The sequence below is a fragment of the bacterium genome, from assembly GCA_024228115.1.
Classification (GTDB): Bacteria; Myxococcota_A; UBA9160; order UBA9160; family UBA6930.
Genome location: JAAETT010000066.1, coordinates 23,290 through 29,298, shown reverse-complemented (window position 1 = coordinate 29,298; position 6,009 = coordinate 23,290). Strand labels below are relative to the sequence as shown.

The 6,009-nt window shown below is 68.1% G+C and carries 6 protein-coding genes; 2 read left to right on the top strand and 4 right to left on the bottom strand.

From position 1 onward, the window contains the following. Nucleotides 1-156 precede the first annotated feature (156 nt). The 4 genes from GY937_03905 to GY937_03890 are packed head-to-tail and all read right to left on the bottom strand — an operon-like array spanning nucleotide 157 to nucleotide 4,284. The gene (locus GY937_03905; GenBank protein MCP5055852.1) at nucleotides 157-489 is read right to left on the bottom strand and encodes a hypothetical protein; all 333 of its coding nucleotides are present in this window, start codon (nucleotides 487-489) and stop codon (nucleotides 157-159) included. Nucleotides 490-549: 60 nt separating this feature from the next. Beyond that, nucleotides 550-1,842, bottom strand: a complete 1,293-nt coding sequence (locus tag GY937_03900; protein MCP5055851.1) for a hypothetical protein — start codon at nucleotides 1,840-1,842, stop codon at nucleotides 550-552. Between the two features lie 4 nt (nucleotides 1,843-1,846). Beyond that, nucleotides 1,847-2,491 carry a hypothetical protein gene (locus GY937_03895; GenBank protein MCP5055850.1) on the bottom strand — a complete coding sequence of 215 codons (645 nt, stop codon included), beginning with the start codon at nucleotides 2,489-2,491 and terminating at the stop codon, nucleotides 1,847-1,849. Continuing rightward, on the bottom strand, nucleotides 2,488-4,284 hold the full coding sequence (locus tag GY937_03890; protein MCP5055849.1) for a hypothetical protein: 1,797 nt from the start codon (nucleotides 4,282-4,284) through the stop codon (nucleotides 2,488-2,490). Before GY937_03890 ends, GY937_03895 begins: the two co-directional genes overlap by 4 nt. A gap of 131 nt (nucleotides 4,285-4,415) precedes the next feature. Here GY937_03890 and GY937_03885 point away from each other — a divergent pair, with 131 nt between their 5' ends. After that, on the top strand, nucleotides 4,416-5,204 hold the full coding sequence (locus tag GY937_03885) for a 4'-phosphopantetheinyl transferase superfamily protein (protein MCP5055848.1): 789 nt from the start codon (nucleotides 4,416-4,418) through the stop codon (nucleotides 5,202-5,204). 29 nt (nucleotides 5,205-5,233) lie between these two features. Beyond that, the gene (locus GY937_03880; GenBank protein ID MCP5055847.1) at nucleotides 5,234-6,007 is read left to right on the top strand and encodes a WecB/TagA/CpsF family glycosyltransferase; all 774 of its coding nucleotides are present in this window, start codon (nucleotides 5,234-5,236) and stop codon (nucleotides 6,005-6,007) included. Nucleotides 6,008-6,009: the final 2 nt, after the last annotated feature.

The following is a 6,009-nucleotide window of genomic DNA, read 5'->3' as shown; positions in this document are numbered from 1 at the left end:
GAGGCACGCCCCAAATTCTCGCCACGGAATGGGCATCGACCACCCAAAACGAAATCCGTCAGCGTCAATCGCCGCGCGGCACGCCGAAACCGTGGAAAGCCAGGTTCTCAGCCAACTTTCGTGCATAGTTCAGGCTAGGCGCAGCTCAGAAGCGCGCTAGGCGGCAGAGCGGTGGCCGCGTCGAACCCGCTGGGAAGTTTCGGTGAGGTCGACCACGCCCTTGCGCACGGCCTCCGGGTTCTGCTCTCCGCAGGCGCTTGCGATTCGTTCCGCGGTGCCCGCGAGCGAGGGGTAGCCGAGTTCGGTGGCCTCCGCGGCCAATTCGAGCACGCGCCGGCGCAAAGCGTCCGGGTCGCCTGCCGCTTCGAGATCCTGCAGGTCGTCCATGGTCTCGCCCAGTCGGGCGATGAACTTGTCGATCTGCACCTCCACCTCGACATCAGCCTCGCGAAGGGAGCGAATCGGTTTCGGCGGTTGCTGCGGGGCCATGCGCTGCGTATCGGATCTTCACCCCAGAAGCTGGAGTGATCGGTGCGGTGCCGGGGCGGGCTAGAGGAGCCCCTGCAGGGCGCTGCGGACCTCCTCCTGCGAGGCTGCAGCGCCTCGGACGAGCACGCGCTCCGGGGCCATCCATGCGGCAGCGGCTCCCCCGGTCGGGCCGATGGCCAGGCCCAGGTCTCCGGGCCGGAACGGGAGTTCGATCTCCGCCAAGCCGAGCAGTCGGTGAAGCAGGGCACGGCCGGCCGGGGGGCTCGGCGCGCCATTGCTCCGGGCCGCTGGGGTGTAGAGGAGGCAGGCCCGATCCCGGGAGGCCCACACGCCATCCGGCCGAGGGCCGAGCCCTCGTCGGGCCAGCAAGATGGCGGTGGCAAAGACCCGCCGAGCGGCGGAAGTGGAGAGCGGTGGAAGGTCCCGCCGTTCGTCCGGTGTGGCCGCGGCATCGCGAGTTATTGCCAACTGGGCGAGCGGGACATCTTTTCGAAGCCAGCCTCGAAACGCGGCGTCGCGAAGCGGGGTGAAGCGCCGTCCCGGCCGGCGCAGCGTGCGCTCCAGATGTGCCAGGTCCCGGGCCAGAAGCCACGGCGCCTCTGTGCTCACCCGTTGCAACCAGGTTGCGCGTTCGTCGCCGGCGAATGCGCGAAGGAAACGGATCTCGTCACTGCGGCTCGTGCTCGACATCTCCCTTTGGAGCTTGGCCAGCATGCGCGTGGCGTCTGCTGCGGAGACACGGTCCTGCAAGACGGCCCGCTCGAAATCGATCACCCACAATTCGGGCGGAGAGCCGGGCCGAATCAGGACGTTGTTTGGTGCGAAATCATCCTGGAACAGGCCCGCTTCGAGGAATTGTCGGGTGAATCGGCCCAGGCTCGACGCCAACTCGTGGCGTTCGCGGGGGGGCAGGCTGCGGCCCTCCCAGTGGGCGCGAAGATCCGTGGCGCCTTCGAGGATCGGCATCAGCAGCAGGCAATGATCGAGCAGGCCGGCGCGAGCGACTTCGCCCGCGGCGAGTGGAATTGGCGTGGGAATGCCCCGGCTGGCGGCTTGTTCGGCACGCATCAGCTCGATTCTCGCTTTGCTGCCGGAAACGCTGCGCCGCAATCGGGTCATGCCGGTGTAGGCGTTGCGCTTCAGCAAGTGGTCGGGGGGGGTGGCGGCTTCGTTGCCTGCCGAGCCGCTGAGCTGCACCTCGAAGAGGCTCTTTCGCCGACCATTCTTGCGATCGACGAGGGCGCCCGAAGCCAGCGCAGCCTGGACGCGCAAGACTGCCGGGCGGGCCGTCTCGAGCTCCGCATCCGCTCGCAGCCACCAGCGGGCGCCACCGATCGGGTAGGGGCCGTGCAAGGGTTCAGGGCCGTTTGCGGGGGCGCGGCGCGGCCCATTGGACCAGCTCGAACCTCCAGCTGCGGCCATCGGCGAGAGTGAGCACGAGCACCCGTTTCGTCGGGCCGGGGAATTCGGCCAGACGCCGGAAGGCATCGCTGCCGCGCTTCACGTGCTCCATCCACAGCTCGCTCCCGCGGAGCTCCACCGTCTCCAACTCGTCTCCCGAAGCTTCGGCAGGCCCGACCCGCAAGCCGCCGCCGATCACGTCGAATTGGAAACCACCCTTGCGGCGCAGGATCTCGTCGAAATCGTGACTGGCCGTGTCCGTGCCAGTTCGGCCGTCGAAGAGGAAGCGAAGGGTGCCCATCAGGTTGGGCTGGTCGTCCCCGGTTTCGCCGTAGCAATGGGTGGTGGGCGGCGCCTCGAGATCGAAGAACGTCAATTTTCCCGTCAGGCGTTCGCCGCGCGGCGGTCCGGGCTGGACGACGACACGGCGAAGCGCACGGGCCGGCCTTCCGTCGATCTCGCAGATCATCGGCGCTCGGTACTCTCCTCGGCTCCAGGCGACGGCGAGGGAAGAAACGCCGCCTGGCATCGGCTGAGCTGCCGCCGCAGCGGCGACCCAGCCGACGGCGACGAAACACGCGGCGCGGTGGATTCGATTCATCGGGTGATCACCACGTGTCGGTGATTGGCGTCGATTTCGATCTCGCGTTCGATGATGGTTCCGTCCGCGAGTTCTGCGCGAAGCGCATGGGAGCCAACTGTCAGCGGGACATTGCCGAGTGGCGTCGTGCCAAGCTCACGTCCGTCGATCATCACGTGGGCCCAGGGCGTCGCGTTGATGTGGACACTGACTTCCTGTTCCGATGCAGCCACCGGAGCCGAATTCGAGGGGCTCCAATCCGTGACGGCGGGCAGCAAGAACGCAAGCAGCGCCACCAGGGTCAGCCCCCCGAGAAGCAGCCATCCCGTTCCGCCGCGCAACGAAAGAGGCTGGCTGGCGGATTCACGATCGCGGGCGGTGGGGCGCTCTCGCTGCGCGTCCAGCGGTCCGGGTGAAGCCGCGTGTTCTCGAACCCGTTCGTTTGCGAGACGCCCGAGTTCTGCGGGGTTGCCGCCCGCCTGTTGGTGAAGATCTCGCACGGTGCGCGCATCGAAGACCCGCCGCATGGGCTCGGGTGCTGCGGCCGCACGCAGGCGGGCGCTCACCCAGGCTTCGCTCTCGTCCGCGTCGAGCGGATCGGTCAGGGGAATCCTGCGCGGAGCCGGGTCCAGCGCCTCGAGGGCCGCAAGAGGGCGATCGCCGCCGGAATCGGTGGCGGCGAAGATGATGCGAAGCGCTCCCTCGCTCGCCACCACCTGCCCATGAAGCCACTCGAGCGAACGGTCTGGCACGGCGCCCGCATCGTCGAGCATCAACAAGAAGGGAGTGCCCGCCGCCGCAGCGTTTCGGGCGTGTTCGAGCAGGGCGCCGGTTCCGGCGGTCGCCCCGAGCAGCGCCGCAATCCAACGCTCCAGCTCGTCGGGTTCCAGCGAGCCATAGGCCACGTGGAGGGTCTGGAAACGTCCGGTCAATCGGCCCGCGAGTACCCGCAGGATCTGCGTCTTCCCGATTCCGGGCGGACCGATCATGCTCAACAACGGGGCATCGCCGGCGAGTTCCCGCTCGAGGGCGGCAAGGGTGTGCTCCGTGGCCGGACGCGCGACGTAGGCGTCGGCCGTGGCGGTCACCGAGAAGGGATCGAAATCCTCCGCCAACGAGAGATTGCCGTCGGCGCCAGGTGCCGGACCTCCCTCCAGGACATGGCAAGCGAGATCGAGAAGCCGGCCGGGCAATCCACCCGACGTCGCGAACAAGCCGGCCAGGGTGGTTTCATCGAACCGCGCGCGCCGGCTCGGAAGCGGATCGGTGCGCTCGACGAACTCGAGCACGAACGCGCGTGCCTCGTCGGGGGTGAGCGGCCGCTCGAAGGCGACATCGACACGTTCGCCGCCAAGCGCCAGGCGAACACGCGGGGTTCGGGGATCTGGGTTGAACGCTGCGACCAGGGCGAGACGGCCCTTTGCGGCGTCGAGCCACTCGGCGAGCTGTCGGGCGCTGGCCGGCGGCATGGCATGGGCCTCGTCGATGGCGAGGAGCAACGGGGGTTCGCCGGGCCGGTTGGCCAGCGTGAGCAGCGCCTCGCCTGGATCGCCTTCCATTTCTTCATCCATGGCACCGAGCGCCCAGGCGGCGAGCTCCCGGGCCGGCAGGGCGGCGAGCGGGAGATAGGCAACGCGGAATGCGCCTCCCGTCACTGCGGCGAGATCCTGAAGCAGGCAAGTCTTGCCGATACCTTCCGGCCCGCTGAGGGCGATGCAGGCGCTACGCCGAAGTGCCGTTCGGACTTCGCTCCGGGCGACCGTGCAACCCGCGAACGAATGCCGCCATGAGCCATCCACGTGAGGGGTACGCACGGGTTTCGAAACGTTGCGGTGGGAAGCGGGGTCGGACACCATCCGTGAACATCGCGGACACACGCCCTGTTGGCACTAGGCCCGAAAGGGGCCACGGCGCCGGACAGGGCGCCACGTTGACACGGCCTCCCATGATCCCGACCGTTTGGGGCCAGGTGAAGGCCTCCGCTCGACAACCGACCCACAACCTCGCCCCGGGCGAGGTGCATCTCTGGCTGATGCCTGAGCCAGAGGCTCTGCCGGACGCGTTCGCAGCCGTGTTGGCTGCGAACGAGCGAGACGAGTTCGCGCGGATGGCCCCCGAGCCCGCTCGCCGCTTCTTCTGCGGGCGGGGGTTCCTGCGCCACACGCTCTCACGCTACGTCGATCTCCCGCCGGCCGCGTGGGTCATTCAGAGGACCGAACGTGGTCGGCCCGAGCTTTCTGGGATGACGGCCCCTTCGTTCAATGTCTCCCACACGGAGGGGCTCGTGGCTTGTGCCGTCAGTGCCGGAACGGTGGGGGTAGACGTCGAGAAGGGACGGCGGCTGAAGAACCCCACGGCCCTGGCGAAGCGGTTCTTTCACCCGGAGGAAGCTTCGCAGGTACTCGCAGCGGATGGAGAAAACGCAGCGCGCGCCTGCTTCCTGAGGCTCTGGACGCTGAAGGAGGCCTACGCCAAGGCCTTGGGCGGCGCAGTGGTCGACCACCTGGGGAAGCTGCGTTTCCCCCAGAACCCGGGTATCGATACGAGCGGATGTCTCGCGGGGGCCCCGATTGCGCCCATCGATGCCGAGCGCCCCGCGGACCCGGGTTGGAGTTGCTGGCACCGATGCCCGACGGAGTTTCACCATCTTTCGGTGGTTGCTTCGGGGGGAACCGGGCTGTCGTGTTTCTGGGTCGACAGCGCCGGGAAGGCCACGAAGGCTCCCCTCCCGTGAATGCACCGGAACGCCGAGGAACCGCCGAGATGATGGGAAGTTTCGATTTCTTCGGCCTTTCGCTCCAACAGCTCGATCGCGCAGCGGTGTGTCGCCAGGTCGCGGAAGGCATGGCCGAAGGGCAGGGCGGCTGGGTCCTCACGCCGAACGTCGATCTGGTCCAGCAGGCCAGTCGCGAGCCGGCCGTCTCCGCTCTCTACGGGCGCGCCGACGTGCGAGTGCCCGATGGTGCACCTCTCCTTTGGATGGCAAGACTGGCGGGCCACCCGTTTCCGGAACGGGTCGCGGGGTCGGATCTCGTGTGGCGTCTGGCCGAGGAGGCCGCCCGAGGCGGACGCCGTCTGTTCCTTCTGGGGGGAGACAAGGGCGTCGCGGCCGCTGCGGGAAGACGGCTCGAAGAGCGCTACCCGGGCCTCGTCATTGCCGGACATTTCGCGCCCCGTGTCAGCATTCCACCCACCCAGGAGGAGATTCTGGAGGTCCGGGACACCCTGCACGCGAGCCAGCCCGATCTCGTTTTTGTGGCGTTGGGCTCGCCCAAGACCGAGTACCTGATCGATGCCTTGAGGGCCGAATTCCCCGGTACCTGGTGGCTTGGCTGCGGGATCAGCTTGAGCTTCGTGGCCGGCGAGATCGTTCGAGCTCCGCGCTGGATGCAACGGATCGGAATGGAGTGGTTCCACCGAATGCTCCAGGAGCCCGGTCGGCTCGCGTCCCGCTACCTGAAGCGGAACCTTCCATTCGCCATTCGGGGCCTGGCGGCGGCTCTGCGCAGCCGTGGGGGGCCTCCAGCGCTCTCCTGAGG